Annotated in this window: 36 protein-coding genes and 1 pseudogene; 35 read left to right on the top strand and 2 right to left on the bottom strand. The window is 70.0% G+C overall.

Annotated elements, in window-relative coordinates:
- Positions 1–29 precede the first annotated feature (29 nt).
- On the top strand, positions 30–1,310 hold the full coding sequence (locus tag Apa02nite_RS34400; protein WP_203828789.1) for a PQQ-binding-like beta-propeller repeat protein: 1,281 nt from the start codon (positions 30–32) through the stop codon (positions 1,308–1,310).
- A 71-nt stretch (positions 1,311–1,381) separates the two neighbouring features.
- Complete coding sequence (locus Apa02nite_RS34395; RefSeq protein WP_067700270.1) at positions 1,382–3,055, top strand: fumarate hydratase; 1,674 nt, start codon at positions 1,382–1,384, stop codon at positions 3,053–3,055.
- 36 nt (positions 3,056–3,091) lie between these two features.
- Here the strand turns inward: Apa02nite_RS34395 and Apa02nite_RS34390 are convergent, their stop codons facing one another.
- Positions 3,092–3,595: a hypothetical protein gene (locus tag Apa02nite_RS34390; protein ID WP_203828788.1), complete on the bottom strand. Its 504-nt coding sequence runs from the start codon at positions 3,593–3,595 to the stop codon at positions 3,092–3,094.
- Between the two features lie 156 nt (positions 3,596–3,751).
- Between Apa02nite_RS34390 and Apa02nite_RS51335 the strand changes: the two are divergent.
- The 5 genes and pseudogenes from Apa02nite_RS51335 to rlmB all read left to right on the top strand — a co-directional run.
- Positions 3,752–4,531: pseudogene (locus tag Apa02nite_RS51335) on the top strand (AfsR/SARP family transcriptional regulator); the annotation flags it as partial.
- A gap of 489 nt (positions 4,532–5,020) precedes the next feature.
- Positions 5,021–6,376, top strand: a complete 1,356-nt coding sequence (locus Apa02nite_RS34380) for a class II fumarate hydratase (RefSeq protein WP_239164752.1) — start codon at positions 5,021–5,023, stop codon at positions 6,374–6,376.
- Positions 6,377–6,456: 80 nt separating this feature from the next.
- A complete protein-coding gene (locus Apa02nite_RS34375; RefSeq protein WP_203828787.1) occupies positions 6,457–8,109 on the top strand; it encodes a S8 family serine peptidase in 1,653 nt (550 codons plus the stop codon).
- Positions 8,110–8,179: 70 nt separating this feature from the next.
- On the top strand, positions 8,180–9,589 hold the full coding sequence (cysS, locus tag Apa02nite_RS34370) for a cysteine--tRNA ligase (RefSeq protein WP_203828786.1): 1,410 nt from the start codon (positions 8,180–8,182) through the stop codon (positions 9,587–9,589).
- The gene (gene rlmB / locus Apa02nite_RS34365) at positions 9,589–10,716 is read left to right on the top strand and encodes a 23S rRNA (guanosine(2251)-2'-O)-methyltransferase RlmB (RefSeq protein ID WP_067700197.1); all 1,128 of its coding nucleotides are present in this window, start codon (positions 9,589–9,591) and stop codon (positions 10,714–10,716) included. The genes cysS and rlmB overlap by 1 nt, the downstream gene beginning before the upstream one ends.
- Positions 10,717–11,096: 380 nt before the next feature.
- Here the strand turns inward: rlmB and Apa02nite_RS34360 are convergent, their stop codons facing one another.
- On the bottom strand, positions 11,097–11,549 hold the full coding sequence (locus Apa02nite_RS34360) for a helix-turn-helix domain-containing protein (RefSeq protein WP_203828785.1): 453 nt from the start codon (positions 11,547–11,549) through the stop codon (positions 11,097–11,099).
- 144 nt (positions 11,550–11,693) lie between these two features.
- On the opposite strand from Apa02nite_RS34360, the gene Apa02nite_RS34355 reads away from it, so the two are divergent.
- From Apa02nite_RS34355 to Apa02nite_RS34220, 28 genes are all read left to right on the top strand, one after another.
- Positions 11,694–11,951, top strand: a complete 258-nt coding sequence (locus Apa02nite_RS34355; RefSeq protein WP_203828784.1) for a helix-turn-helix domain-containing protein — start codon at positions 11,694–11,696, stop codon at positions 11,949–11,951.
- Positions 11,951–12,223 carry a hypothetical protein gene (locus Apa02nite_RS34350; protein WP_203828783.1) on the top strand — a complete coding sequence of 91 codons (273 nt, stop codon included), beginning with the start codon at positions 11,951–11,953 and terminating at the stop codon, positions 12,221–12,223. The genes Apa02nite_RS34355 and Apa02nite_RS34350 overlap by 1 nt, the downstream gene beginning before the upstream one ends.
- Entirely contained in the window at positions 12,220–13,002 is a 783-nt protein-coding gene (locus tag Apa02nite_RS34345) for a phage antirepressor N-terminal domain-containing protein (RefSeq protein ID WP_203828782.1), read from the top strand. Before Apa02nite_RS34350 ends, Apa02nite_RS34345 begins: the two co-directional genes overlap by 4 nt.
- A gap of 72 nt (positions 13,003–13,074) precedes the next feature.
- Positions 13,075–13,629 (top strand): hypothetical protein, encoded by a 555-nt coding sequence (locus tag Apa02nite_RS34340; RefSeq protein WP_203828781.1) that lies wholly within the window; start codon positions 13,075–13,077, stop codon positions 13,627–13,629.
- On the top strand, positions 13,629–13,883 hold the full coding sequence (locus Apa02nite_RS34335) for a hypothetical protein (protein WP_203828780.1): 255 nt from the start codon (positions 13,629–13,631) through the stop codon (positions 13,881–13,883). Before Apa02nite_RS34340 ends, Apa02nite_RS34335 begins: the two co-directional genes overlap by 1 nt.
- A 121-nt stretch (positions 13,884–14,004) precedes the next feature.
- Positions 14,005–14,352, top strand: a complete 348-nt coding sequence (locus Apa02nite_RS34330; protein ID WP_203828779.1) for a hypothetical protein — start codon at positions 14,005–14,007, stop codon at positions 14,350–14,352.
- Entirely contained in the window at positions 14,352–14,570 is a 219-nt protein-coding gene (locus Apa02nite_RS34325) for a hypothetical protein (RefSeq protein ID WP_203828778.1), read from the top strand. The genes Apa02nite_RS34330 and Apa02nite_RS34325 overlap by 1 nt, the downstream gene beginning before the upstream one ends.
- Entirely contained in the window at positions 14,567–14,932 is a 366-nt protein-coding gene (locus Apa02nite_RS34320) for a hypothetical protein (protein ID WP_203828777.1), read from the top strand. Before Apa02nite_RS34325 ends, Apa02nite_RS34320 begins: the two co-directional genes overlap by 4 nt.
- Before the next feature lie 199 nt (positions 14,933–15,131).
- Positions 15,132–15,572 (top strand): hypothetical protein, encoded by a 441-nt coding sequence (locus Apa02nite_RS34315; protein WP_203828776.1) that lies wholly within the window; start codon positions 15,132–15,134, stop codon positions 15,570–15,572.
- Positions 15,569–16,414: a PD-(D/E)XK nuclease-like domain-containing protein gene (locus Apa02nite_RS34310; protein ID WP_203828775.1), complete on the top strand. Its 846-nt coding sequence runs from the start codon at positions 15,569–15,571 to the stop codon at positions 16,412–16,414. The genes Apa02nite_RS34315 and Apa02nite_RS34310 overlap by 4 nt, the downstream gene beginning before the upstream one ends.
- On the top strand, positions 16,414–16,917 hold the full coding sequence (locus tag Apa02nite_RS34305; protein ID WP_203828774.1) for an AP2 domain-containing protein: 504 nt from the start codon (positions 16,414–16,416) through the stop codon (positions 16,915–16,917). Before Apa02nite_RS34310 ends, Apa02nite_RS34305 begins: the two co-directional genes overlap by 1 nt.
- Positions 16,917–17,138, top strand: a complete 222-nt coding sequence (locus Apa02nite_RS34300) for a hypothetical protein (RefSeq protein WP_203828773.1) — start codon at positions 16,917–16,919, stop codon at positions 17,136–17,138. The genes Apa02nite_RS34305 and Apa02nite_RS34300 overlap by 1 nt, the downstream gene beginning before the upstream one ends.
- Positions 17,138–17,362: a hypothetical protein gene (locus Apa02nite_RS34295; protein WP_203828772.1), complete on the top strand. Its 225-nt coding sequence runs from the start codon at positions 17,138–17,140 to the stop codon at positions 17,360–17,362. The genes Apa02nite_RS34300 and Apa02nite_RS34295 overlap by 1 nt, the downstream gene beginning before the upstream one ends.
- Positions 17,355–18,218, top strand: coding sequence for a hypothetical protein (locus Apa02nite_RS34290; RefSeq protein ID WP_203828771.1), 864 nt, complete (start codon positions 17,355–17,357; stop codon positions 18,216–18,218). The genes Apa02nite_RS34295 and Apa02nite_RS34290 overlap by 8 nt, the downstream gene beginning before the upstream one ends.
- The gene (locus tag Apa02nite_RS34285) at positions 18,215–18,580 is read left to right on the top strand and encodes an ArsR/SmtB family transcription factor (protein WP_203828770.1); all 366 of its coding nucleotides are present in this window, start codon (positions 18,215–18,217) and stop codon (positions 18,578–18,580) included. The genes Apa02nite_RS34290 and Apa02nite_RS34285 overlap by 4 nt, the downstream gene beginning before the upstream one ends.
- On the top strand, positions 18,577–18,816 hold the full coding sequence (locus tag Apa02nite_RS34280) for a hypothetical protein (RefSeq protein ID WP_203828769.1): 240 nt from the start codon (positions 18,577–18,579) through the stop codon (positions 18,814–18,816). The genes Apa02nite_RS34285 and Apa02nite_RS34280 overlap by 4 nt, the downstream gene beginning before the upstream one ends.
- The gene (locus Apa02nite_RS34275) at positions 18,813–18,983 is read left to right on the top strand and encodes a hypothetical protein (protein WP_203828768.1); all 171 of its coding nucleotides are present in this window, start codon (positions 18,813–18,815) and stop codon (positions 18,981–18,983) included. The genes Apa02nite_RS34280 and Apa02nite_RS34275 overlap by 4 nt, the downstream gene beginning before the upstream one ends.
- A complete protein-coding gene (locus Apa02nite_RS34270; protein WP_203828767.1) occupies positions 18,983–19,336 on the top strand; it encodes a hypothetical protein in 354 nt (117 codons plus the stop codon). The genes Apa02nite_RS34275 and Apa02nite_RS34270 overlap by 1 nt, the downstream gene beginning before the upstream one ends.
- Positions 19,333–19,599 carry a hypothetical protein gene (locus tag Apa02nite_RS34265; RefSeq protein WP_203828766.1) on the top strand — a complete coding sequence of 89 codons (267 nt, stop codon included), beginning with the start codon at positions 19,333–19,335 and terminating at the stop codon, positions 19,597–19,599. The genes Apa02nite_RS34270 and Apa02nite_RS34265 overlap by 4 nt, the downstream gene beginning before the upstream one ends.
- Complete coding sequence (locus tag Apa02nite_RS34260; protein ID WP_203828765.1) at positions 19,596–20,021, top strand: hypothetical protein; 426 nt, start codon at positions 19,596–19,598, stop codon at positions 20,019–20,021. Before Apa02nite_RS34265 ends, Apa02nite_RS34260 begins: the two co-directional genes overlap by 4 nt.
- Positions 20,022–20,087: 66 nt before the next feature.
- On the top strand, positions 20,088–20,693 hold the full coding sequence (locus tag Apa02nite_RS34255; protein ID WP_203828764.1) for a hypothetical protein: 606 nt from the start codon (positions 20,088–20,090) through the stop codon (positions 20,691–20,693).
- Positions 20,693–20,911, top strand: coding sequence for a hypothetical protein (locus Apa02nite_RS34250; RefSeq protein ID WP_203828763.1), 219 nt, complete (start codon positions 20,693–20,695; stop codon positions 20,909–20,911). The genes Apa02nite_RS34255 and Apa02nite_RS34250 overlap by 1 nt, the downstream gene beginning before the upstream one ends.
- On the top strand, positions 20,908–21,330 hold the full coding sequence (locus Apa02nite_RS34245) for a hypothetical protein (protein WP_203828762.1): 423 nt from the start codon (positions 20,908–20,910) through the stop codon (positions 21,328–21,330). The genes Apa02nite_RS34250 and Apa02nite_RS34245 overlap by 4 nt, the downstream gene beginning before the upstream one ends.
- Entirely contained in the window at positions 21,327–21,584 is a 258-nt protein-coding gene (locus tag Apa02nite_RS34240) for a hypothetical protein (RefSeq protein WP_203828761.1), read from the top strand. The genes Apa02nite_RS34245 and Apa02nite_RS34240 overlap by 4 nt, the downstream gene beginning before the upstream one ends.
- Positions 21,584–21,853, top strand: coding sequence for a hypothetical protein (locus Apa02nite_RS34235; protein ID WP_203828760.1), 270 nt, complete (start codon positions 21,584–21,586; stop codon positions 21,851–21,853). The genes Apa02nite_RS34240 and Apa02nite_RS34235 overlap by 1 nt, the downstream gene beginning before the upstream one ends.
- Positions 21,846–22,031, top strand: coding sequence for a hypothetical protein (locus tag Apa02nite_RS34230; RefSeq protein WP_203828759.1), 186 nt, complete (start codon positions 21,846–21,848; stop codon positions 22,029–22,031). The genes Apa02nite_RS34235 and Apa02nite_RS34230 overlap by 8 nt, the downstream gene beginning before the upstream one ends.
- Complete coding sequence (locus Apa02nite_RS34225) at positions 22,028–22,648, top strand: DUF6248 family natural product biosynthesis protein (RefSeq protein WP_203828758.1); 621 nt, start codon at positions 22,028–22,030, stop codon at positions 22,646–22,648. The genes Apa02nite_RS34230 and Apa02nite_RS34225 overlap by 4 nt, the downstream gene beginning before the upstream one ends.
- Positions 22,645–22,869 (top strand): hypothetical protein, encoded by a 225-nt coding sequence (locus tag Apa02nite_RS34220; RefSeq protein ID WP_203828757.1) that lies wholly within the window; start codon positions 22,645–22,647, stop codon positions 22,867–22,869. Before Apa02nite_RS34225 ends, Apa02nite_RS34220 begins: the two co-directional genes overlap by 4 nt.

Genomic DNA, 22,869 nt, shown 5'->3' with positions numbered 1-22,869 from the left:
AAGTGGATCAGGATCATTAATGTTCCGGCATGGCGTCCTCGGGCACGTGGAAGGGATTGACACTGGTCGCCGCCATCACGGTCACCGTGCTGGCCTCGACCGGAGTGTGGAATCCGTTCCCGCAGGTCTGGGACTGGATCAGCACGAGCGGGCCGGTGGCCCCGGGCACGCAGTGGCAGCAGCGGCTCGGCGGCACCCCGCAGAGCGTCTCGGTGGCCGGTGACGCCGTCGTCGTCGAGTACCGCACGTCGGTGGAGGCGTACAACCTGACCACGGCGGTGAAGCTGTGGAGCACCGACGCGGACTGGGCCGCGCTCGCCGGGCAGGGCGCCGACGCCGTGGTGGTCACCGGGCGGCTGCTGACCAAGGGTTATCAGGTGCTCGACCCGCGCTCCGGGACCGTACGCCGGGCGGACACCGAGGCCAGCGCGGTCTGGACGTACCAGAACGGGATTGTCGATCTGCATTGCGAGGGTGGGAATCAGTGCCGGTTGACCGCCTGGGACCCGCGGGCCGGCACCCAGCTCTGGTCGGTGGAGACCGGCGGCATCGGCTTCGTGCTGCACGCCGCGAACCCGGACCTGCCGGACGCCCGCCGGCTCGGCAGCGGTGACGTGGACGACGACGCAGCCGGGCCGGCCGTGATGCCCGGCCTGATCGGGCTGCCGGACAACGGCCGGGTGCGGGTGATCGACACCGCGAACGGGCACCTGGTGCAGACCGTGCAGACCGGACCGGACCAGCGGGTCGCGGTGGTCGGCGGCCGGCTGCTCACGATCACCGGCACGGCCAAGGACGGCACCTGCTACTACGGCGTGGTGGCCACCACGCCGCCGGGGAACCGGACGGTGTGGAAGCGGGACGGCCTCAACCTGCGCACTGCGGAGAGCGACTGCAAACAGGACCGCGACCCGGCCGGTGGGTACGACGTGCTGCTCGGCGTCGATCCGTACGGCCGGCAGGAACTGATCAGCGGCTCGGACGGGCGGATCCTCTGGTACGGCGACAAGACCTCCGAGGTGCTCGCGGTGGACGACCGGTACGCGGTGATCCGAGCCGGCGACACGATCCGGGGCTGGTCGTTCGGCAAGGGCAAGGTGGCGTGGCGGCAGAACGGGCCGGCCAAGGCGGGCGCGGCGATCACCCCGTACGCGGTGATCGTGGTCTCTCCCGGACGGGTGACAGCGCTGGCGCCAGCGAATGGGGCGATACGTGCCGATGTGCGCACTGATGCGAAGGTCTTCACCGCCGCCCCCGGTGGTTTGATCTTGGTTTCCGGCCGGGACATGGCCTATTTGCCGTACCGCTGACATGCCGACATCCGGGCGTGCCGGGAGGTGGGTTCGCATCGCCCCGCCCCGCTGGCCTAGGCTTGCCGCTCATGAGCAGAGGCGCCGCTTTCACCTACTCGCCGCTCTTGCCGACCGGCGACGACCTGACTGAGTACCGCCTGGTCACGGACGAGGGTGTGGATGTCGTCGAGGGCCCGGGTGGCCGCCGATTCCTGACCGTGGAGCCATCCGCGCTGACCCAGCTCACCGCCGAGGCGATGCACGACATCGCGCACTACCTGCGCCCGGCGCACCTGGCGCAGCTGCGGGCGATCATCGATGACCCGAAGGCGTCGCCGAACGACCGGTTCGTGGCGCTCGACCTGCTGCGCAACGCGAACATCGCGGCCGGCGGGGTGCTGCCGATGTGCCAGGACACCGGCACCGCGATCGTGATGGGCAAGCGTGGCCGGCACGTGCTGACCGACGGGCTCGACGAGGAAGCCATCGCGCTCGGCGTGTACCAGGCGTACACCCGGCTGAACCTGCGCTACTCGCAGCTCGCGCCGCTGACCATGTGGGACGAGAAGAACACCGGCTCCAACCTGCCGGCCCAGATCGAGCTGTACGCCGAGGACCCGAACGGGCAGCCGGACGCGTACAAGTTCCTCTTCATGGCCAAGGGCGGCGGCTCGGCCAACAAGTCGTACCTCTACCAGGAGACGAAGGCGCTGCTCAACCCGCAGCGGATGATGCAGTTCCTGGACGAGAAGCTGCGCCTGATCGGCACGTCGGCCTGCCCGCCGTACCACCTGGCCGTGGTGATCGGCGGCACCAGCGGCGAGCACGCGCTCAAGACGGCGAAGCTGGCCAGCGCGAAGTACCTGGACAACCTGCCCACCGCGGGCTCGATGCTGGCGCACGGCTTCCGGGACGTCGAGCTGGAGGCCGCGGTGCTCGAGCTGACCCGCGACTTCGGGATCGGCGCGCAGTTCGGCGGCCGGTACTTCTGCCACGACGTCCGGGTGATCCGGCTGCCCCGGCACGGCGCGTCCTGCCCGGTGGCGATCGCGGTCTCCTGCTCGGCCGACCGCCAGGCGGTCGCCAAGATCACCCCGTCCGGGGTGTGGCTGGAGCGGCTGGAGACCGACCCGGCGCGCTTCCTGCCGGAGGTCACCGAGGATCACCTCGAGACGGAGCAGGTCGTCAAGATCGACCTGAACCGGCCGATGGCCGAGATCCGCGCCGAGCTGAGCCGGTACCCGGTGAAGACCCGGCTGTCGCTGACCGGCCCGCTGGTGGTGGCCCGGGACATCGCGCACGCCAAGATCGCCGAGCGGATGGACGCCGGCGAGCCGATGCCGCAGTACCTGCGCGACCACGCGGTCTACTACGCCGGCCCGGCGAAGACCCCGGAGGGCTACGCGTCCGGCTCGTTCGGGCCGACCACGGCCGGCCGGATGGACTCGTACGTGGAGAAGTTCCAGGCGGCCGGCGGCTCGCTGGTGATGCTGGCCAAGGGCAACCGGTCCCAGCAGGTCACCAACGCCTGCAAGGAACACGGCGGGTTCTATCTCGGCTCGATCGGCGGCCCGGCGGCGCGACTGGCCCAGGACTGCATCCGGCACGTCGAGGTGCTCGAGTTCCCGGAGCTCGGCATGGAGGCGGTCTGGAAGATCGAGGTGGAGGACTTCCCGGCCTTCATCGTGGTCGACGACAAGGGCGAGGACTTCTTCGCCGAGGTCACCAAACCCAAACCGATCCTGAGCATCGGCAAGCGATGAGTCACCGGGCGGTCCGTGTCCGGACCGCCCGCTGGCTCAGCAGAAGCCGGAGACCGGGCTCAACCACTCGGCCAGCTGCGGCTTCAGGGTCTTGTCCAGGTCCGCGGTGGTCTTGATCTTTTTGAGGTACGCCCGGGTCTTCGCGCTGGCCTCAAGCTTGCGCGCCGACGTCTCGCCGGCGGCCTTCAGCTCCGGGCTCTCCGCCGCGACGGTCTCCTTGCGGATCTGGCTGCCGGCCGACTGCAACTCCGCCGCCGCGGCCTTCTCCGCCTTCTCCGCGTTGTCGGCCTGCTTCGCCTCCTTGTACGCGATCATCTTGCCGATCGCGGCGCCGAAGTCGTCGAGCTCGCCGGTGAACACCTTGTCGAGGCGTTCGCACACCTTCGTGGTGTTCGCCGAGTAGTCCGGCGGGGGCGGGATGGTGGCCGAGGTGCGGACCGTCACCGGCGTCCCGCTGCTGGAAACCTTCGCATCGCTTTCACAGGCGGCGCCGGTCAGCAGCACGCCGCCGGCGAGCACGGCCAGGATGGCGGGTCGCATCAGTGAATCCTCTTCGTCGGGGGGAAAACTCCGCCCGACGGTACGTTCCGTTTCGGCCCGCGTCCAACCGAGAGTGATCGTCAAGATACGAACAGCCCGCCCACACCTGACCGTGTGGACGGGCTGATCGCCCCCGTGATCAAAGCTGTGGCGGTGATGTGGCGACTGTGCCGGACAGCGCTCTCGTTCCGCTGTCGATCCACTCTCGCGTGTCGGCTAACCTCGATGGCTGGCACGGGGGGACGGGTGGCTGCCATGCGCTACCGCATTCTGGGGCCACTGTCTGTCACCGTCGCCGGACAGAACGTGGCTGTGACGGCTGGGCGTGACCGAGTCGTGCTCGCCATGCTGCTCTTGAATCCCGACCGGATCATCGGCGCGGGCGAACTGTTCGACGCGCTCTGGATCGACGCGCCGCCGGTGACCGCCCGCGGCCAGTTGCAGTCATGTATATCGCGTTTGCGACGGATCCTCCCACCCGGGGTGATACTCACCGATCGGGCAGGTTATGGCATCCGGGTCGGAACGGACGAGCTGGACGCCACGCTGTTCGTCCGATCGGTGGACCGGGCCCGGGCGACCGGCGACCGGGTGGCGCTGCGCCAGGCGCTGGCGCTGTGGCGTGGTCCGGCCTGCGCCGAGCTGGACGCCCCGGCGATCCGGCAGGCCGCCGCGGTGCTGGACGAGCGGTATGCCCTCGCCGTCGAGGACTGGGCCGAGCTGGAGCTGGCCGCCGGCCGGGAACGCGAACTCGCTGGTGAGCTGGGCGCGCTGGTCGAGCGGTTCCCGCTGCGGGAGCGGCTGCGCGGTCAGCTGATGCTGGCGCTGGCCCGCTCGGGGCGGCAGGCCGACGCGCTGGCCGAGTTCCGCCGCGCGCGGCAGCTGCTCGCCGACGAGCTGGGCATCGAACCCGGCGAGGAGCTGCAGGAACGGCACCGCGAGATCCTTTCCGGCGAGACCGCTTCCGGGCATCGGGTTGTCACTGCGGCACGGTGCCTTCCGCGTACGGTCGGCGACTTCACCGGCCGGGGCGCCCAGGTCGGCAGGTTGCTCGCCGAGATCGCCGGGTCCACCGGCCCGCTCGTCGCGGTGATCGACGGGATGGCCGGCAGCGGCAAGACGACGCTGGCCCTGCACGTGGCCGGGCTGCTCGGGCCCGGGTCAGCCGGAACCTGTACTCGATCGCCCGGGTCCAGGCCGGTCTGGCCGCCTGCCTGGACCACGGTGACCCGGAGGCCGAGCGCCTGCGCGCGCGGGCCCGGGAGCTCTTCGAGCGGATGGGCATCCCGGAGCAGTTCGCGGCCGCGGAGAACCCGGCCGGATGACCTGGTCCTGTCTCGTGGATCACGAGATGGTCCGGGGCGGCCGAGAGAGGATTGTCCGGTGACGACTGAGCAGAGTGGCTTCCGGATCGAACGCGACACGATGGGCGAGGTGCGGGTCCCCGCGGACGCCCTGTGGCGGGCGCAGACCCAGCGCGCCGTGGAGAACTTCCCGATCTCCGGCCGCGGCCTGGAGCCGGTGCACATCCGGGCGCTGGCCCGGATCAAGGGCGCCGCGGCGCGGGCCAACGCCGACCTCGGCGTGCTGGACAAGGACCTGGCCGAGGCGATCGCGGCGGCGGCCGGGCAGGTCGCCGCGGGCGGATACGACGACCAGTTCCCGGTGGACGTCTTCCAGACCGGCTCGGGCACCTCGTCGAACATGAACGCCAACGAGGTGATCGCCACCCTGGCGTCGCGCGCCCTGGACCGGCCGGTGCACCCGAACGACCACGTGAACGCGTCCCAGTCCAGCAACGACGTGTTCCCGTCCTCGATCCACCTGGCCGCCACCGACGCGATCAGCGCCAACCTGATCCCGGCCCTGGAGCACCTGGCCGGCACCCTGCGGGTGAAGTCGCAGGCCTGGTCCGGCGTGGTGAAGAGCGGCCGCACCCACCTGATGGACGCCACCCCGGTCACCCTGGGCCAGGAGTTCTCCGGCTATGCCCAGCAGGTCAGCAACGGCGTCGAGCGGCTGCGGGCCACCCTGCCCCGGCTCGGCGAGCTGCCGCTGGGCGGGACCGCGGTGGGCACCGGGGTGAACACCCCGCCCGGGTTCGCGCCCGCGGTGATCACGCTGCTGGCCGAGGAGACCGGCCTGCCGCTGACCGAGGCCCGCGACCACTTCGAGGCGCAGGGCGCCCGGGACGCGTTGGTCGAGGCGTCCGGCCAGCTCCGGGTGGTGGCCGTCGGCCTCTACAAGATCGCCAACGACATCCGCTGGATGGGCTCCGGGCCCCGGGCCGGGCTGCGCGAGCTGCGGCTGCCCGACCTGCAGCCGGGTTCGTCGATCATGCCGGGCAAGGTGAACCCGGTGGTGCCCGAGGCGGTCCGCCAGGTCTGCGCCCAGGTGATCGGCAACGACGCGACGGTGGCCTTCGCCGGCACCCAGGGCGACTTCGAGCTGAACGTGATGCTCCCGGTGATGGCCCGCAACCTGCTGGAGTCGATCCGGCTGCTGGCCGCCGTCGCGCACCAGTTCGCCGACCGCTGCGTGGCCGGGCTGGAGGCGAACGAGGAGATCGCCCGCGGGTACGCCGAGGGCTCCCCGTCGATCGTCACCCCGCTCAACCGGGTCCTCGGTTATGACGAGGCCGCCGCGATCGCGAAGCAGGCGCTGGCCACCGGTCGTACGATCCGGGAGGTGGTGATCGAGCGAGGGCACGTGAGCGCGGGCACCTTAACCGAGGCACAGCTCGACGAGGCGCTCGATGTTCTGAAGATGACAAGGCCGTGAAATAGACAGTCTCTGACCTTGCGCCGAACGATCTTTGCCGATGGGATGCGGGGAACCAACTCTCAGGAGGAGCGCATTCCATGAGAAGACGCCTCACCGTCGGAGCCGTCATCACCTTGACGGGTCTGGCGTTCCTGACCGCTGTCCCCGGTTCCGCCGTTGCGGAACCGACGGCCGCGGTCGATTACACGGTCGTGGCCGCGGACGGGGTCTCCGCGACCGCCGCGGTAGCTGCGATCAAGGCCGCCGGTGGCACCGTCGTGAGCGGTAACGACGCCGTCGGCGTCTACCGCGTGACGTCGACCGACGCCAAGTTCGACAGCAAGGCCACCGCGTCCCCCGCGCTGATCGGGGCGAGCGAGCGCAAGGCCATCGGCCACGCGCCGAACGGCATCGAGAAGGTCGAGTCCAACCTGAAGTCGCGCGGCGGCAAGGGCCACGGCCCGGCCAAGGCCGACCCGCTGGACGACAAGCTCTGGGGCCTGACCATGGTCAAGGCCGACAAGGCTCGCAAGATCGAGAAGGGTGACAAGGGCGTCACGGTCGGCGTCCTGGACACCGGCCTGGACGCGTCGAACCCGGACCTCGCGGCGAACTTCAGCACCAAGCTGTCGCGCAACTTCGCCCCGGACATCGCCGCCATCGACGGCGAGTGCGAGGTGGCGGGCTGCCTCGACCCGATCGGCACCGACGACGGCGGGCACGGCACCCACGTGGCCGGCACGATCGGCGCCGCGCTGAACGGCTCCGGCGTCTCCGGTGTCGCGCCGAACGTCTCCCTGGTCGAGCTCAAGGGTGGCCAGGACTCCGGCTACTTCTTCCTCGACCCGGTGGTCAACGCGCTGACCTACGCCGGTGACAAGGGCATCGACGTGGTCAACATGTCGTTCTACGTCGACCCGTGGCTCTACAACTGCACGGCCAACCCGGCGGACAGCGCCGAGGACCAGGCCGAGCAGCGGGCGATCATCACCGGCATGAAGCGGGCCCTCAACTACGCGCACGCCAAGGGCGTCACGCTCTTCGGCGCGCTCGGCAACAACCACGAGGACCTGGGCAAGCCGCGCACCGACATCTCCAGCCCGGACTACGGCAGCGACCCGTACGACCGCCCGGTCGACAACGCGTCCTGCTGGGACCTGCCGGTCGAGGGCCCGCACGTGATCGGGGTCTCCTCGCTCGGCCCGTCCGGCAAGAAGTCGGACTTCTCCAACTACGGCACCGAGCAGATCTCGGTCTCGGCGCCGGGCGGCTGGTACCGCGACGGCTTCGGCACCGACACGTTCCAGACCGTGGGCAACGAGATCCTCTCCAGCTACCCGCTCAAGGTGCTGCAGGAAGAGGGCCTCGTCGACGCGGCCGGCGAGATCACCACGGCCGGTCAGGCCTCGGTCCTGAAGGACTGCACCAAGGCCGGCAAGTGCGGCTACTACACGTACCTGCAGGGCACCTCGATGGCCTCGCCGCACGCGGCCGGGGTCGGCGCCCTGATCGTCAGCCGGTACGGCGTGCCGGACTTCAAGCGGGGCGGCAAGACGCTGCTGCCGTCGCTGGTCGAGCAGATCCTGTACCGCACTGCCGACGAGAAGGCCTGCCCGACGCCGCGCCTGCAGAGCTACACGAACGAGGGCCGCTCGGCCGAGTTCGACGCGCTCTGTGAGGGCGGAAAGAACTTCAACGGGTTCTACGGATACGGCGTTGTCGACGCGTACGCGGCGGTCGGCGGACGCTGAGTGGTACCGCCCCGTCCGTGTCGTACGGGCGGGGCGGTAATCCGATCGCATCGGTCGGTACCCTTGTACGGTGACTCTGCGCTTGTACGACACCGCGACCCGATCGGTCCGGGACTTCGTCCCGATGACCCCCGGTCAGGCGGGGATCTACCTGTGTGGGGTCACCGTGCAGTCTTCCCCACATATCGGTCACCTCCGGTCCGCGGTCAATTACGACGTGCTACGCCGTTGGCTGCTGCACTCCGGGCTCGAGGTGACCTTCGTCCGGAACGTCACCGACGTGGACGACAAGATCCTGCAGAAGTCGCTGGAGCAGCACCGGCCGTACTGGGCGATCGCCTACGAGAACCGCCTGCTGCTGGAGCGCGACTACCGCACCCTCAACGTGCTGCCGCCCACCTACGAGCCGCTGGCCACCGGGCACATCACCGAGATGCACGACATGATCACGTCGCTGATCGAGCGCGGTCATGCGTACGCGTCCGGCAACGGCGACGTCTACTTCGACGTGCGGTCGTATGCGGCGTACGGCGCGCTCTCCGGCCAGAAGCCGGACGACATGCGGTCGGCCGGCGACGCCCCGGAGCGGGACAAGCGCGACGCCCGTGACTTCGCCCTGTGGAAGGGCGTCAAGGCCGACGAGCCGCAGGACGCGTACTGGCCGTCCCCGTGGGGCCGGGGCCGTCCCGGCTGGCACATCGAGTGCTCCGCGATGGCCCGGCGCTACCTGGGTGACGAGTTCGACATCCACGGCGGCGGCCTCGACCTGACCTTCCCGCACCACGAGAACGAGGTCGCCCAGTCCAAGGCGGCCGGGCTCGGCTTCTCCCGGTTCTGGGTGCACCACGCGCTGCTCAACCTGGGTGACTCCAAGATGAGCAAGTCGCTGGGCAACGTGATCGACCTGCCGTCGCTGGTGGAGGCCGGGATCCGCCCGGTCGAGCTGCGCTATTACCTGGGCAGCCCGCACTACCGCTCGCGGATCGACTACACCGACGACGCGCTGCGCGAGGCCGCCGTGGCGTACAAGCGGATCGAGGGCTTCGTGCACCGCGCCGCCGAGGTGGTCGGCAAGGGTCGGCCCAAGGCGGTGCCGCCGGCGTTCGCCGACGCGATGAACGACGATCTGAACACCTCGGCGGCGCTGGCGATCGTGCACGACACGATCCGGGAGGGCAACACCGCCCTGGCCGCCGGGGACGAGCCGGCCATCCGTGGCGCGCTGACCGCGGTCCGGGCCATGCTGGGAGTGCTCGGCCTCGACCCGCTGGACACGTTCTGGGCCGGCGCCGAGGGTGGCAACGACTTGAAGCCGGTGGTCGACGGACTCGTCGCACTGGCTCTGGAACAACGGGCGCAGGCCCGTGCACGGAAGGACTGGGCGGCCGCCGACCAGGTGCGCGACCAGCTCAAGAACGCGGGTATTCAGGTGGAGGACACTCCGGCCGGGCCGCGATGGACGGTAGGAGAGCAGCACTGATGCCGGGTAATTCATTCAACGCGAGCAAGCGGTCCACCTCGAAGAAGGGTGCCGCCGGCGGTTCGGGCGGCAAGAACCGGGCCAGCCTCAAGGGCCGGGGCAAGACCCTGCCGGCCGACGAGCGCCCCTGGCACAAGGGCTACTCGGGCACCGAGAAGCTGCCCGAGAAGACCGCCCGCAAGCAGAACAAGGAACGCCAGGCGGCGGCGTCCGAGGGCCGCGCGCCCAAGATCGGCCTCCCCGGCTCGAAGGACACCACCTGGGGTCGTGGCGGCGGCCGTGGCGCCGGCGTCAGCCGTCCCACGGTCCGTGGCGGCGGCGGCCGGGCGGCCGGTCCGCGCGGTCCCCGGGTCGCACCGGGCCGTCGGTCCAACCCCACCAAGGAAGGTCCCGAGCTGCTGCTCGGCCGCAACCCGGTGGTCGAGGCGCTGCGCGCGCTGATCCCGGCCACGGCGCTCTACATCGCGCAGGGCATCGACATCGACGACCGGATCACCGAGATCGTCCGTACCGCCGGCGACCGCGGCATCCCGATCCTGGAGATCGGCCGCAACGAGCTGGACCGGATGACCGGCGGGGTGCTGCACCAGGGCGTCGGCCTGCAGGTGCCGCCGTTCGCGTACGAGAACTTCGACGACCTGATCGCCGCGGCCCTGGAGCAGACCGCTCCGCTGCTCGTCGCGCTGGACGGCATCACCGACCCGCGCAACGTCGGCGCGGTGATCCGCTCGGTGGCCGCGTTCGGTGGCCACGGCGTCTTCATGACCGAACGCCGTGCCGCCGGCATCACCGCGACCGCCTGGCGCACCAGCGCCGGCGCGGCCGCCCGTGTCCCGGTCTCCCAGGTCGTCAACCTGACCCGGGCGATCAAGGAAGCTCAGAAGGCCGGCTTCACCGCCATCGGCCTGGACGCCGACGGCGAAACCGACCTGTATTCGCTGGAAGCCGCGATCGGCCCCCTGATCGTCGTGGTCGGCTCCGAGGGCCGGGGAATGTCCCGCCTGGTCGGCGAAACCTGCGACCTCCGGGTCAGCATCCCCATGCACTCCGACGTCGAGTCCCTCAACGCCAGCGTCGCCGCCGCGGTAACCCTGGCCGAAGTCTCCCGCCGCCGCCTCACCAGCTAAAAGCACACAAAAAGCGCCGTCGGCGAGCGGAAAGCTCGCCGACGGCGACACATTTAATGGCTGCGAAGCGCCGAGAAGCGCCAAGAAGCGCTGAGAAGCGCCACGGGCCAAACCACCGCAACAAACCCGCATTCGCAACGCCCGTAACGCGGGGGTCCGGGGGGCTCGGCCCCCCGGATCAGCATGCGAGAGGCCCCGGTCCGCGCTTTCCGCGGACAGGGGACCCCGCCCTTGAGCCCCCGGTCGGGATCGAACCGACGACCTCCCGTTTACAAGGAGGGTAGGTCTTAGCGTCGTAACTGCTGGCCCGATGACCTGCTCAAGCGTTGATCCGTGATCTAGACGATTCTGCTAGACGGGTGCTGAATAGATAGACAGGCTTAACGCGCTTCTGTCGCCGCTGCGCGCTCCTCGTGAAGATCGACAAGTGCCCTGATCATTCGGATCTTGTCGTCCGGGGAGACGCCCCTCAGGTTCCGGATTCGTTCGATCTCGTCGACCAGGCTGCGAGAAGCATCTGCGACAGAGGGCTTTGGTTCCTCGGTCTCGCGCAGGATCGCGGCGACATGCTCGTCACTCAGTCGGATGAAGCCGGCGGCCTCCAGGGCGTCGCCGGGGTCGACGCCGACGGCGCTGGCCATCGCAATGACCGTCCGGTCGGTCGGGTTGACCGGCACGTCCGCCCCGGCCTTGCGCTGTTTGCCCGTTACGACCTGATGCCAGCGGGTGTCGCTGATGCGTGCGCGTCGGGCCGCCTCGCGCACGGAGATGCGTAGAACCTCGCTGCGCGCCTTCTCCAGAAGGTCCCCAAGTGGCGTGAGGTTCTTCGACATGCGTGCAGTCTATGGCCAAACTTCGCAGATCTTTGCAGGTAGGGCGTGAATGAATTTGACGAACGTCGATCGACTGCGTGCGAAGAACTCGAACAGGTTGCCAACCTCTTGCAAAGAAATCCAAAGAAGCGCTAGTGTCTTGGCATGTCCAACGCAAAGACGGAGCGAAGTCGCTCAAAGCGACCTCTCGATCATGACCCGGCGAAATTGCGTCGCCTGCGCTTCGCCGCTGGGCTGACCTTGACCGCGCTGGCCGAGCGCTCGGGCATGAACCTGAGCACCCTGTCCGGCTACGAGAACGGACGGCACAGCCCGTCGCCGCGCTCGCTGGTCCGAGTCGCTCACGCCCTCGACTGCAAGCCTGCCGACCTGATGCCCGACGCGATGAGGGCGGCAGCCTGATGGCCGCCAACCACCTGCCGCCCGCACAGCGCTCGCTGGTCGGATCGATCGCCGCAAACACCCGCTGGGCGCAGACGACCAGGGCCGAGCGGCAAGCCGCCACGGCCGCCGCGACCGAGGGCCGCAAGAAGAGCTGGGAGCAGAAGGCCGACCCCGAGGGCCGGATGACGCCCGACGAACTGGCCGAAGCGGTCACCCGGCTCAAGAAGGCGCACTACTCGCTGATGGCGCTGCGCTCGGCGCAGGCCCGGTCCGGCCGGAGGGCGGCATGACCGACATCGTCCGCATCCCGTTCAACGGTGGCGAGGTCCTGGCCGTCGACATCAGCGGCAAGCCGCACGTCGTTCTCCGTCCGGCAGTCGAGCAGCTCGGCATCGATTACTCCCGGCAGCTCCGCAAGCTCAAGGGCAAGTCGTGGGCAACCGTGGTCACCAAGTCCACGGTTGCCGAGGATGGCAAGACCCGCGGGATGGTCACGGTCGACGTCCGCACATTCCTGATGCTGCTCGCCACGATCGACGAGAACCGCGTCAGCGAAGAAGCCCGGCCGGTGCTAGTCGCCTACCAGTCCGAGGTCGCCGACGCGATCGAGGCGTACTGGACCAAGGGCGGCGCTATCAATTCCCGCGCCACCGAGGATCAGCTGGCCGCGATCATCTCGCAGTCCAAGGCTCAGATGGACGTCCTGGCCGTGATGCGCGGCATCGTCGACCCGTCGTGGCTGGAGGCCAAGGCACGGCACGTCGCGGCCCGGGCGCTCGGCGAAGAGCCGGAACTCGACCCGATGAGCCGGCCGCTGACCGTCGGCGAGTTCCTCGAGGACAAGGGCCTGACGGCTGCCGAGCGACGCTCGGTGTCCAGCAAGCTCGGCGGCCGGCTCAAGGGCTTCTACATCGGCGAGCACGGCCGGATGCCGGCCAAGGTCGACCGCTTCATCGACGGCGCTCTGCGCTCCGTCTTCGCCTACACCGAGGCCGACCGCCCGCTGTTCGAGCAGGCCTGGTCCGCCCTGTCGGCAACCACCCGGTCGCGCAGCGCCGCGACCTCCTGAAACAGAAGCGCGCCACCTGGGCGAACAGGCGGCGCGCAGCCCATCGGAACCAACCAAGGAAGGAACGATCCGATGAACGACACGACCGTACCTGATGAGCAGCGCGCCGAGCGCATCGCCGACATCCGAGCGTTCGCCGACTGGCTGGAGCAGAACCCCTGGATTCCGACCCCGGACCTCGTCGACGCCTCCAAGCACCTGAACGGCACCGGCCAGAGCGCCGAGGAGCAGCGGAAGAACCTGGACGTGCTGGAGTCGGTCGCCGACCGCCTCGGCATCGAGGTCGGCAAGGGCATGAACGACCGGACCCGGATGACCGCAAATGTCGGCAAGTTCGAATACCGGCTGCTGGTCTGGCACGAGAACGGCCGGCCCGGTCAGCTCGACGAGCGCGACGCCGAGCTGGAGCGCCTGCGCGCCGAGGTGGCCGCGCTCCGGTCGGGCGTCGGCCTGGTCGACGAGCCCTACCCGAATCCGGTCTGTGTGTACGACACCGGCGACGGGAACACCCTGCGCCGCCGGTGCGGAGTCGGCATCTGGCGGGACGGCCCGACCGGCGAGTGGCGGCACATCGGCAACACCTGGCACAACCACGAGGCCGTCTCCCCGGTCAGCGAGTCCCGCTGATGGCCCGCCACACCCCGGTCCTGGAGGCCCCGGCGCCGCTGACCCCGCCGATCAGCCGGTGCAGGTTCCCGGAGCTGATCGCGCAGATCATCCCGCTGAGGTTCCGGCAGCACGCGGTGCTCCACCCGTGCTTCGAGCGGGCCACTCGCCAGGTCACGGTCGGCCTGCACGTCGGCGAGCCCCTCTGCCTGTGGCACTCGCTGGTCGCCTGCCACCGGCTCGGCGGCCACCTGGTCCGCGAGCCCGTCACCTGACCTGCGGCCCGGAGGCAATTTAGCGGGTCTCCGGTCCGCTCCCGGCCCGGGGCGCACGTCGCCCGCTGCGTCCCGGGCCACCCCCACCGACTTCGCACTCACTTCGCAGGAGATAGCACCGATGACCAGCATGATCTACGGCGCGTACGGCAGGCCCATCGCGCTCGACCTGAACGACACCGTCACCTTCAACATCTCGCCCGTCGCCGAGGCCACCCAGCGGCTCGTCCCGCCGCCCCGCCGCCCGGATGCGGTCGGTGAGACCCGGCTCCGGATCCCGCGCACGATCGGCATCGTCGACGAGCCGCTCGTCACGGACTCGCTGCCGCCATTCGCCGCGTACGCCGCCCGCCAGCGCCCGGTCGCTCTCCGGCAGGTGCCCGGCCGCCACCGCAGCGCTGTGCAGCCCGGCCTGCTGGTTCGCCTGCTGGCCACGGTCGGCATCAACATCACGCGGGCAGGTGCCTGATGACCAACATCAATCCCGCCCTGCGTGCACATCTCGACCGCGAGCTGAACGGCGCGATCGACGGACTGCTCGAGAAGGCCGCCCTGCACGACGGCAAGGACATCATCGAGGCCAACGTCGACCTGACGAACGAGTTGTTGGCCAACCTCGGCCTGAGCCAACTCGCGGCGTCGGCCGCCGCTTTGGCCATCCGCCTACACCGAGGCGGTGCCGCATGACCGCCCCGACCTACCGCCGTGCCCCGCACCGCCACGTCTGGCAGACCCGCCTCGGCCGCTGGGAGTGGGAGGTCACCGACGGCATCGGCGGCCTCGTCCTGGCCGCCGGTTCCACCTGGACCCGAGCCGGCGCCCAGATCGACTCGGGCATCGCGCAGGTGCTGTGCGTCCCGTCGCTGGAGCTGCGCCTGGAGTGGGCCGCCGACCGGCTGCGCCGCGAGGGCCTGCCGGTGACGGTGCGCCAGGACGAGCAGGGCCGGGTGTGCGTGACGCCGCTGTGCGCCTGCTCCGACGCCGGTCACCGGCACGTGATGCAGGAGTTCGCGCGGATCGTCGGCTCGGTGCGCTGGGAGGTGCGCTGATGGCCAAGGTGACCCGATACGGGCGTCCGTATCCGAAGATGACGGACCGGCCCGGGCGTGGGCAGTACGTCTGCCGAGCAATCCACCCCGAAGCCGGTTGGGCGTGCACTCGCCTGGCGGGCCACGACGACCGTCACGAGGCGGGCAACGCGGACGGCAAGATGTTCGCCTCCTGGCCAGCGACGGCAGGTGAGCGTCGATGAACACCTTCACCGGCTGGCGCAGCGTGGGCCGTGCGATGCGCTGGGCGAGGCAGCAGGACCGCGTCCAGTTCGAGCGCACCCGCCTCGACGACGCGGGTCAGATCCTCTTCACCTGGACAGCGGGCGAGGAGTCGGTCTACGTCGACTTCGTTTCCGGGGGCGACCCGGCTGAACTCACGTTCGAGACCGTGGGCGCGAGCATCAACCACGCCTACTTCGACGACGGGGGCACCGTCCTGCGTGTGCTCGCCGTCCTGGGCCTGGTCCCGACCGAGCTGGCCGAGGTGCGCGACGAGCGGTACGGGCGCTGCGTGAAGTGCAAGCAGCTGCTCCGCTTCGCGACCGGCCACCAGTTCTGGGGCGACCGGTGGGTGCATGTCTACGGCGACGCCTGGATGTCGCGCATCGACGGCCACGTGGCGGAGGTGGCCGAGTGACCGCCGTCGAGCCGGCCGCCGGCATCTTCCCGCTGACCGACGAGGAGTACTTCGCCCCGGCGCTGGCCAGCACCACGCTGAGCAGCACCGGCGCGAAGACCCTGCTCGCGCCCGGCGGCCCGGCCCGGTTCCGCCACCAGCTCGACACCGGCACCGCGGTGGTCAAGCGGGAGTACGACCTCGGCCACGCCGTCCACACCCTGGTGCTCGGCTCCGGGCCCGAGCCGGTGCTCTTCCCCGGCACCGGCAAGAACCCGGAGGCGTGGCAGAAGGAAGACGACAAGGCCGCGGTGGCCAAGCTGCGTGCCGAGGGCAAGGTCCCGCTGCGGCCGACCGACTTTGCCGCCGCGTGGGCGATGGCCAGCGCCGTCCGGAACCACCCAGTCGCCGCGAAGCTGTTCTACGCCGGCGAGCCGGAGCAGGCGCTGATCTGGCGCGACCCGACAACCGGCGTGATGTGCCGCGCCAAGGCCGACTGGCTGCGGCCCGACGGCATCGTCGACCTGAAGACCGCCGAGTCTGCCGATGCCGAGGCGCTGTCGAAGGCGACGTACAACCACGGCTACTACATCCAGGCCGCGTTCTACCTGCGCGGATTCCGCGAGCTGCGCCAGCTTGCCGCCGAGCCGTTCTTCGTGTTCGCCGCGGTCGAGAAGAGCCCGCCGTACCTGGTGCACGTCCACCAGCTCACCGAACGGGCCATGGCCCACGGCGACCGGAAGGTGGCCGAGGCCCTGGAGATCTACCGCGACTGCACCGCATCCGGCGCCTGGCCGGGCTACCCGCTGGACGAGATCACCGACACCGATCTGCCCGGCTGGATTCGAACTGAGGAGTGGTAGTGGCGGAATTGATCCTGCCCTCGGGGCACATCGCGCTGGTCGATGATGCCGACCTGCCGCTCGTGACTGCCCCCGGCCTTCGTTGGCACCTGACTCCGGCAAGCAAGGACAAGAACTACGTCGGACGGCGGTGGCGCGAGGACGGCCGGTACCGCAAGCAGCGCCTGCACAGCTTCCTTACTGGCTGGTCGTTGGTGGATCACATCAACGGCGATGGCATGGACAACCGTCGCGCCAATCTGCGCCCCGCGACGCATTCCCAAAACAACTGCAACAAGGGATCGATGCGCACGGCGTCGTCGCAACACAAGGGCGTCTCGCTGATTTCTCGTCGGAAGAGCCGTCCGTGGTTGGCGCAGATCAAGAAGGACCGCAGGTACTTCTACCTGGGCTATTTCGACAGCCAGGACGACGCGGCAAGGGCGTACGACGCCGCAGCACGCGAACTGCATGGCGAGTTCGCCCACCTCAACTTCCCGACGGTCCGGACGGAGGAGTGGTGATGGAACTCGAACGCGATGAGTACGGCCGCACGCCGTGGGTGCATGAGGCCACGATCACCGACCCGACCGGGCTGCACGTCCAGGTCTCGGTCGTCATTCCGCCCGCCGCCGATTGGGACGAATCCACGGAGTCCCTGGAGATCGCCCAGATGCAGGCCGTGGCGGCCATGAAGCACATCCGCAAGATCCGCAAGGAACGCCAGGAAAGGTGCCCGTTCTGATGACCGAATACAAGGAGTCCAAGGCACCCGACGGCGACGCCCGGTTGGACATGCTCGACCACCTAGCCAATGGCGAGCCATGGGCGTTCATCGTCGCCAAGGACCTGCCGGGCGACGAATTCAACCTCGCCGTCGAGGTGGGCGGCGGGATCCGAGACGCCGCAACCGTGCGCGCTCTCCTGACCAAGACCCTGCGTGCCCTCCCGGAGGACAACCATGTCTGAGATCGCCATGCGCGACGAGCAGAACGCCGTCGCCGTCTACACCGACAACGCCGTGGACCGCCTCGGCCGCTGGCTCCAGCAGGCCGACGCCGTCTTCGCCATCGCGCAGAAGGTGTGCAGCACCTCGTTCGCCCCGGCCGCCTACCGCGGGAAGCCCGACGAGGCCGCCGCCGCCATGCTGGCCGGCGCCGAGCTGGGCTTCGACCCGATGGCCAGCCTCCGGGCCTTCGACAACATCCAGGGCATCCCGGCCCCGAAGGCGATCACGCTGCGCGCCGTCGTCCAGGGCGCCGGCCACGCCGTCGAGATCGTCGAGTCCACGCCGACCCGGGCCGTGGTCCGCGGCCGCCGCGACGGGCTGGGTGACTGGCAGACCTCGGTCTGGGACATCGACCGGGCTCGGGCGATGGACCTGCTGAAGAAGGATCAGTGGCAGAAACAGCCGCAGGCCATGCTTGTCGCCCGCGCCACCGCCGAGATGTGCCGCTGGATCGCCAGCGACGCGATCATGGGGATGCCGTATGCCGCCGAGGAAATCGGCGACCAGCCCGCACTCGCCCCGTCCCCGGCGCCGGCCCGGCGACTGACGATGGCCGACCTGGACGACCCGGTCGCCATTGATGCGGCCCCCGTCGACGAGCCGATGACGTCCGGCCAGCGCGGCCAGATGTTCGCGCTGTGGGGCGAGCTGGGCTACGCCGGCGACGAGAACCGGGACGCCCGACTCACGGTGACCGCCCGAATCCTCGGGCTGGAATCGCTCGAAACCAGCGCTGATCTGACCCGGGCCGAGGCCGATCGGATCATCAGCGCGCTGATCGAGAAGCGCGACCAGCAGCAGGGCGGCGACCGATGAGCGCCTTCTCCTCCCCGTTCCGGCCGTACGGCGCGTTCACGGCCGCTGATGCCGCCCGTCTCGCCGACGCGCTGAAGGTCATCGCGGACCCGGCCCGGCTGCGCATCCTCGGCCTGCTCCGCCGCCACGGACCAACGACCGTTTCGGATCTGGTGGCCCGGACCGGCATGAAGCAGCCGAACGTGTCGCACCACCTGAAGGTGCTCGGCCAGTCGGGACTGATCCGCACCACGGATGCCGGGCTGCGCGAGATCGACGTTGATGCGGTGGCCCGGCTGTCCCGGATGATCGACCCGGGCGACAACGGTCCGGCCGCAACGACCGTTGATGTGGCCCCGCAGGTCGCCGAGGTGATCGCGTGAGCGCCTGCCCGACAACCGCGCTCGGACGTACCGAGTGCGCCCAGTTGCTGATCGACCAGATGGCCAGGATTGGCGGCGAGACCGGCGAGGGCTGCGAGATCACGGTCAGCACCGCCCCGCCGCTCGTCACGAGCCCGTACGGCGCGAACGGCTACGAGTGTCCGCATGGCACCACGTACTGGATCGAGCCGACCAGCGAGCAGATCATGCGCTGGAACCAGGCGGGTGTGCGATGAGCCCCCGCGATCAGGGCCGCACTGACGGCCTGGTACCGACCGAGCCGGTCCGCTGCACCTGCGGCGACCTGGACGTGCTGCACAACCTGTCCACGTCGGGAGAGCGCACCGGGTGCTCGTCGTCGCTGTGCGACTGCAAGCGGTTCGTCGCCGCGGTGGCGTCGTAATGACCGCCCCGGCCCACCTGACTAATCCGGACTGGTGGAACGAGCGAATGGCCCGCCTTGACGAGCTGGCTGCCCTTGAGCCCGGATGGATTGACGACGCCCCGGCACCCACCCAGGAGGGCGTTGAAGCCACCCGGCAGGTGCTGGCGGTGGTGCGCGGGCTCACTTTGATGTACCCGACCAGGCTGGCTCCGCAGGTCATGCCGATGACCGACGGCGGTACCCAGATCGAATGGCATGAGCAGGGCTGGGATGTCGAGATCGAGATCAGCGCTACCGGTCGCATCGAAACCTGGGCACACCATCGCGCTGACGACCTCACGTTCACCTACCCGGCGGACGGTGCGTCGTGATCGAGCCGACTGACGAGATGATCTACGCCTTCGCTGGCGAGCCCGAGATCACCGCGACCGATGCGCACGCGATCCGGGTGGGCCTTGCGGCCGCCCTCGGCACGATCGCCGACGACGTACGCCTGGTGCTCAACCGGCACAACATGCCCGTCCACATCGCCCTGAGCCCGGACCACGCCGCCAACCGGCCGTGCGCCGAGTGCGCGGCCCGGGACCGGCTGGCCGCCCTTTTCCCCGCCGACCAGGACGGAGCCTCCTCGTGATCGAGCTGACCGACGAGATGCGGACCGCCGTGAAGCGCCGCATGGGCGTTGCCGACGGCGACCGGCTGGACCCGTGGACGGAGGCGGCCGTCGAAGACGTGCTCGCCATCGTCGAGCGCGACCAGGCGCAGGCCACCGAGTACACGCTCTCCGCGCTGCCCGAGGAACACCCCGAAGCCAGCCTCTTCCAGGTCAAGGTGGCCTACCGGGGGCGCGGCAAGTGGGCCGTCATCTGGCGCAGCTACTGCATCAACCGCCGCGGCGTCTGGGACTACGAGCCGCTGCCGTCAAGCCGGACCGACAGGTGGCTAAAGGCGCACCGGTTCGAACTGGACGAGGCGCTGCGGCTGGCCCGCAAGGCGCTCCCGAAGCTCTCCATCCACGGCATGACCGCCGCCGAGATCCTCACCACCACCCCGTAGACCCCCTCGCGGGCCGCCGTGACCCCTGCGCCGGCGGCCCGCGAGGCACAGACCTAGGAGCACCTGATGACCGACACCCAGGCGCGCGTCGCCAAGATGTTCGAGCTGAACACCGTCGAGCACGAGCTGACCGTCCTGCACGACGACGGCCTCTACCGGCACATCCTCATGGCCAAGCCGGGCACCGGCCTCTACCGCTACGAGCTGATCACCTGGCCCGGCCACCTCGCCATCAGCGGCGACCTGGACAGCTACGTCTTCGCCCGCATCCAGGACATGTTCGCCTTCTTCCGGGGGCACGAGGTCAACCCGACGTACTGGGCCGAGAAGGTCAAGGACGACCACAAGCGGACCTCGTCCTACTCCGAGGACATGTTCAAGCAGCTCGTCACGGAGCACCTCGACGACCTGGCCGACGCCGACCTGACCGACGAGCAGCGCGAGACCCGTGACGAGATCAAAGAGCGGGTCAACGACGGCGAGGGCGACTGCGAAGACGGGGCGCGCGAGATCCTGCGCGACGGCGAGCAGGCCGGACTGTGGTCGGGCACGTGGGAGTGGGACCTCCGCGACTGGGACTGGCACTTCCTGTACTGCCTGAACGCGATCGTCGCTGGGATCAAGGCGTACGACAAGGCGAAGACGCGGACCGCCGAGGCGGTGGACGCCTGATGTTCCTCAACCGCAGCCGCCCCACTGTCCACCTCGACCACCAGCCCGGCCATCCCGCGCTCACGCCCTCGCCGCTGACCATCCGCCTGCGCCACGTCGACATCGAGCTGGCCAAGCTCGCCGCCCGGCCGCGCACCGAGACCATCCTCGGCGCGATCGACTTCTGGCTCGACCGGCGGCTCAAGCTGCGGCCCGGCGCGGAAGGCGGTGCGCGATGAACCAGCCGATTTCCTTCCGGACCACCCGCTATAGGTGCACCCACTGCCCACGCTCTGGAGCGAGTAAGGCCCGCGTCCGCGACCACATCGGCCGGTGCTGGAAGAACCCCGAAGCGCGTGGGTGCAAGACCTGCAAGCACTACCAGGAGCCGTGGGACGACACCTGCGACGCGCCCGGTGGCTGCGTGGGCTGCACGGGCGGCGACGAGTCGTGCGCGGCGGGAGTCAGCCTCGCCGGGCAGCCCGAGCACGGCATCAAGCCAGGCCCGATTGTTCACTGCGTGAAGTGGGAGGCCGACCAGTGCCCCACCTGCGAGTCGACCACGCGCGACGGCGAGAACTCCGGCCGCAACGCGATCGACCAGGGCGACGGGCCGGAGTGGTGCGGCGACGAATGGCACGAGGACGGTGCGCGATGACCGACAACCTGACCACCGACCTGGACCAGACGTACCACCAGCACCCCGACACCCGGGCCGCCGCCAGCCGGTACCTGGAGCGCAGCGGCAACGCCGACCTGCTCCAAATGCTCGGCCTGGTCGACGAGCCCGCCCGGCCCACGGTCTGCGCGCTCGGGCATCCGCTGTCCAAGCTCGGCGCGTGCCGCCGGACCGCCGGGTGCCGTGTGGCCACCGAGCGCCTCGTCGAGGCGAAGCGGGCGGGGGTGCACTGATGGCCAGCCTGACGAAGCTCCACCGCCGCCTGCTCCGCTGGGAGCGGTACGACGATCACCTCCGGAAGCTGGCTCTGGCCAACACCGAGTGGTACGACATCTGCTCCCCGCGCGGCCTCTCCCGGGCCCGGGACCGGTGGCTCGCCGAGCGCTACCGGCACCGGGTGATCGCCAGCCAGCGGTACGCGCTGGCCGACCTGCGCGGGCAGGCCTGGATCGACGCAGTCAAGGACGCCTGGCTGCCGGACGGCGGTGAGCGCCGTGACTGACCGCTGCACGCTCGACCGCTCCGACAACGGGCCGACCGACTGCGAGTGCGACGGGCGGCTCGGCTGCCGGTACGAGGACGGTGCCGACGCGTGCCTGGCGTGCGGCAACCCGGACTGCTGGGGCGCGTGCGAGCTGCCTCGGGTCGAGACGATCCGGGTGGCGGGGGAGGTGCTGTGAACCTCTCACCGCGCGACCTGCTGGCCCTCCGGGCGTATGCCGCCGGACGCCGGGCAGACCTCACCGCGACCGAGCTGGGCGCCGCACGCAACGTGCTCGCCGCAGCCGGGCTGGTGCGGGACTGCACCCACCGGACCAGCCCGATGTACGTCACCGCCACCCCGGCCGGATGCCGGCTGCTGGTCGAGCTGGACCGCGGTGCGCTCGCCCCGATGACCGAGGACGCCGCGGACTGGATCTACCGCGAGGTGCTCACCCAGACCTACCGGCGATCAGTCGGCGCAGAGGCTCGCGGCAAGGGTCAGGACGATCTGCAGCTTGGTCCGGCCGCCGTCCGGCGCTGCCGGTGCCAGTACGGGCGGTGCGGACACTGCGGCACCGACCGGCACGAGCAGTGCACCACGCACGTGCACGGTGCCCGGCGTGGCGGCGAGACGTACGTCGTCGGCCGCACGGGCGGCGCGCTGGCCGAGGTGTGGCTGTCCGGCAAGGCGTGCGCCTGGCGCTGCTCGTGCGGCTGTCCGGCACCCGTGCCGGTGCAGGCCATCCCGGAGCCGGAGCCGGAACCCGTGTTCGAGCAGATGGACCTGTTCGCGCTGGCCGCAGGTGCGTCGTGAGCAAGCCGAAGAGCGCCGTCACCCCGCACCCGTTCCTAGCCGACCCGGAGACACCGGCCGACCCCGTCAGCGGCGCCGAGGTGTGCGTCCGCTGCAGCCTGGTCGGCCGGTCCGGGGACGCACACCACTCCATGCCGGAGCCCGCTCCGGACGCACGGAGCCGGGCAGCCGGCGAAGACCTGACCCACCGCTCCACCGCGTCAGAGAACAGGAACAACTGA

The organism is Actinoplanes palleronii (assembly GCF_016862315.1).
Taxonomy (GTDB): Bacteria; Actinomycetota; Actinomycetes; order Mycobacteriales; family Micromonosporaceae; genus Actinoplanes; species Actinoplanes palleronii.
Note: the sequence above shows the minus strand (reverse complement) of the source record. Positions and strands in the feature narration are given on the sequence as shown.